Annotated in this window: 3 protein-coding genes; 1 reads left to right on the top strand and 2 read right to left on the bottom strand. The window is 53.4% G+C overall.

The features are described 5' to 3' along the window. Nucleotides 1-89 precede the first annotated feature (89 nt). Both IQ273_RS32165 and IQ273_RS32160 read right to left on the bottom strand, forming a co-directional pair. Nucleotides 90-503, bottom strand: coding sequence for a helix-turn-helix domain-containing protein (locus IQ273_RS32165; RefSeq protein ID WP_194027149.1), 414 nt, complete (start codon nucleotides 501-503; stop codon nucleotides 90-92). A 104-nt stretch (nucleotides 504-607) separates the two neighbouring features. Beyond that, on the bottom strand, nucleotides 608-1,426 hold the full coding sequence (locus IQ273_RS32160) for a sensor histidine kinase (protein WP_228054301.1): 819 nt from the start codon (nucleotides 1,424-1,426) through the stop codon (nucleotides 608-610). A gap of 323 nt (nucleotides 1,427-1,749) precedes the next feature. Between IQ273_RS32160 and IQ273_RS32155 the strand changes: the two genes are divergently transcribed. Beyond that, a partial coding sequence (locus tag IQ273_RS32155) for a DUF4347 domain-containing protein (RefSeq protein ID WP_194027147.1) occupies nucleotides 1,750-2,960 on the top strand: 1,211 nt, incomplete at its 3' end.

Genomic DNA, 2,960 nt, shown 5'->3' with positions numbered 1-2,960 from the left:
TTTGAGACGGGCTTCTTTGGAGGCATCCATGGGAGTGAAGTTCCTCTGTTGAACTGCTCAAAGCTTAACGTTCATAGGCTTAGCCCAGACTAAGTATTATTGCTCATTACATAACTGGGATGCACCCCGCTACTCAAGTCTACCAAGCGCTCTTGCTTAAGCTTTTGAGCTAATTGAGCGCTGGTATAGGTGCGCGGTTCTTGATCCAAACAGGCCGTCAAATAGTCCAGATCTGAGGGCTGCCACTTGGGTTTCGCACCACGCCCAGGGGCTTCCCACAGTCCGCCTAACCCATCACTCTCCCACCGTCTGAGAGTGACTCTGACGGTCTGTTGCTGGCACTGAAAAATCTTGGCAATAGCAGGCACGTTCAGCCCTTGAGCATTCAAGCGCAGCATATGCGCACGGTCACGGGTCCGATAAGGAACTGTCTGAGCTTGCCGCAGTTCACTTAAGGTACGGTCTTCCTCCTCGGTCAAAATGATACGCAATGGGGCGGGCATAAGGGGGCTTTCTAGTTAACCCTCCCATCTTACGTTTAATTCAAACTCCCTACTTAGGTTGGTTTGAGGCACGAGACCCAACGCCCGCATGGGTTACGCTATCGCTAACCCATCCTACATTTGAACCAGCTCACCCACTTACTGACCGATTGACGCACCTCCTGCATCGCCATTGTTCCCAGTTGTTGCGCTTGCTCCAGAAAAAGGTGGGCTTCTGCTGGGTTGTGCTGCCAAAGTTTGAGCACGGCTTGAATTTGCACATTTAAGTTTGTCAGGGCATGACCCAGAGAATCATGAATTTCCCGGGCGATGCGATTGCGTTCCTGCACCGCCGCCAGTTCTTCCACCTGAAGAGAATATTGACGGAGCTGGTTGTGCGCCTGGGCCAGTTTTTCTTGGGTTCTGCGTTCAGTAATCAGGGTGGAAACCAGTCGAGATATGAGCACCAAACTTAGCCCAAACATCAAAAACTCGGCAAACTGGTGCATCCAGACGCGTTGCTCGTTGAGTGCCGGCAGTCGCAACGGCATGATTGTGGTTAAATACTGCACCTGATGGATGGCAAAGAAAACGAACGATAGGCTTGCAACAATGAATCGTCCCGGTGGTTCGAGTAAAAAACAGCTCCGAATCATCACAATCAGATAGAGCGTTGGCAAGATGTGCAGGTAGCCCAGGGTTGTGCCTAGCAAAATCAACCCCATTTGTATAGCCGTATAGAGGTAGGCCAGGGAGGGCTTCACCTTGTGGAGCGCCAGCCCCATCGCCAGCAAGGTCAGCAAGATCAGCAGATGGGCGACTGGAATTCGCTGCGTTTGCCACGCTTCAATCAGGGCCATAACGCCGCAACTGCCGAGCATGACCCATTCGGTGTACAGCAAAAATCGGAACGGTATGGTCTGGGTATTAAGGGTTGCGTTCATAGCCATCGGGAACACAGGGAAGGGATCTTGATACAGGGTTAACGAGGTAACTACTTACTGATACTGCGAGATTCCTGAATTTGGCTACTCTTTACAGCCAGATTCTAACTTTCGCTGATATCAGACGCGCGATCGCATCAACGAAAGTTAGAGATCGGGGCTAAAACCTCTGCGATCGCTGGCCCTGAAGCTATTGCTTTCGTTGATGTGACTTCAAGACGTTCTTCAGATGGGTTGATGGGTAGTCGGTTCATACGATGGGTGGCAACGGTTCCCAAAACGATTGCTCAGGCTTACTCACCCATCGCTTCGGAGTTCAGAACATGAACCGCCTACAAGTCCCCCATCTTTCCACTCAGATCATGGTCGTCGATCGCTCGCCTGTGCTCGATCGCAGGTCAGAGTTGGTCATTCTCGATGCCCAATTAGATGATCTCGATACCTTAATCGCGGGCATTTATGCCGACATTCCGGTAGTTCTCCTGTCCCCCGATCGCGACGGCATTAGCCAAATCAGCGAAATTTTGCGCGATCGCAGCGGCATCACTGCTTTGCACATCCTCTCCCACGGTGCCCCTGGCAGCGTTCAATTGGGCAATAGCCAACTCACCCGTCACACAGTGGAATCTGAGGCGGGTCAGATTTGTCAATGGCGATCGGCGCTGGCCTCGGATGCCGAAATCTTGCTCTACGGTTGTCACATTGCGGCTCATCCGACCCGTCCTGGGGAGATTGACACCACGCTATTGCATCAGTTGCAAGCCCTTACGGGCGCACGGGTTGCCGCTGCCAGTAGGGCAATTGGCGATGCCGCTCAGGGTGGCAACTGGGTATTGGATGTGCAAACGGGGGAAATATTGACCCCGCTAGCCCTGACGCCACACACGCAGCAAGCCTACCGAGGACTGTTTGCCACGCTTGTCGTCAACACCAGTCGGGATGTGGTTGACCTCAATGACGGGGTACTGAGCTTGCGGGAAGCCATTCAGGCGGCAGAGTTGCTGCCTCAAGACGACACCATCGTGTTGAATAATTCCGTGTTCGTCAACAGTGTGCTCCCGACGATCTCCGGGAACAACAACATCAACTTTGTTGGCAACAACTTCGTCATTGATGGTCAGGGTCGCACTCAGCTTTTTGTCGTCGATGGAGGCAGGGTGACGTTTGATCGGCTGACGCTGGCAAACGGGATTGCCCGGGGTAGCAATGGCTTAAATGGCGGCGGCGGTGGCGGCGGATTTGGCGGTGCTCTGTTTGTCAAATCAGGCAATGTCACCGTTACGAACAGCGTCTTTTCCTCGAATCGGGCGATCGGCGGTAATGCTCTGGGGTTTGCTGGCAGCGGCGGCAATGGCAACAACAACTCAAGCAATGGGTTCAATGGCAATAGTGGCGGACGGGGTGGCAATGGCGCTCCCTTTAACCCAGGTGGCAATGGTGGTGGGGGTGGCGCTGCATCCGTGATCAGTGGATTAACTATCTTGGCTGCCAGGCCTGGCGGTAGGGGTGCAAGTGGTAGTTTTGGTGCTGGCGG

It is taken from the genome of Nodosilinea sp. LEGE 07298, from assembly GCF_015207265.1.
Taxonomy (GTDB): Bacteria; Cyanobacteriota; Cyanobacteriia; order Phormidesmidales; family Phormidesmidaceae; genus Nodosilinea.
Note: the sequence above shows the minus strand (reverse complement) of the source record. Positions and strands in the feature narration are given on the sequence as shown.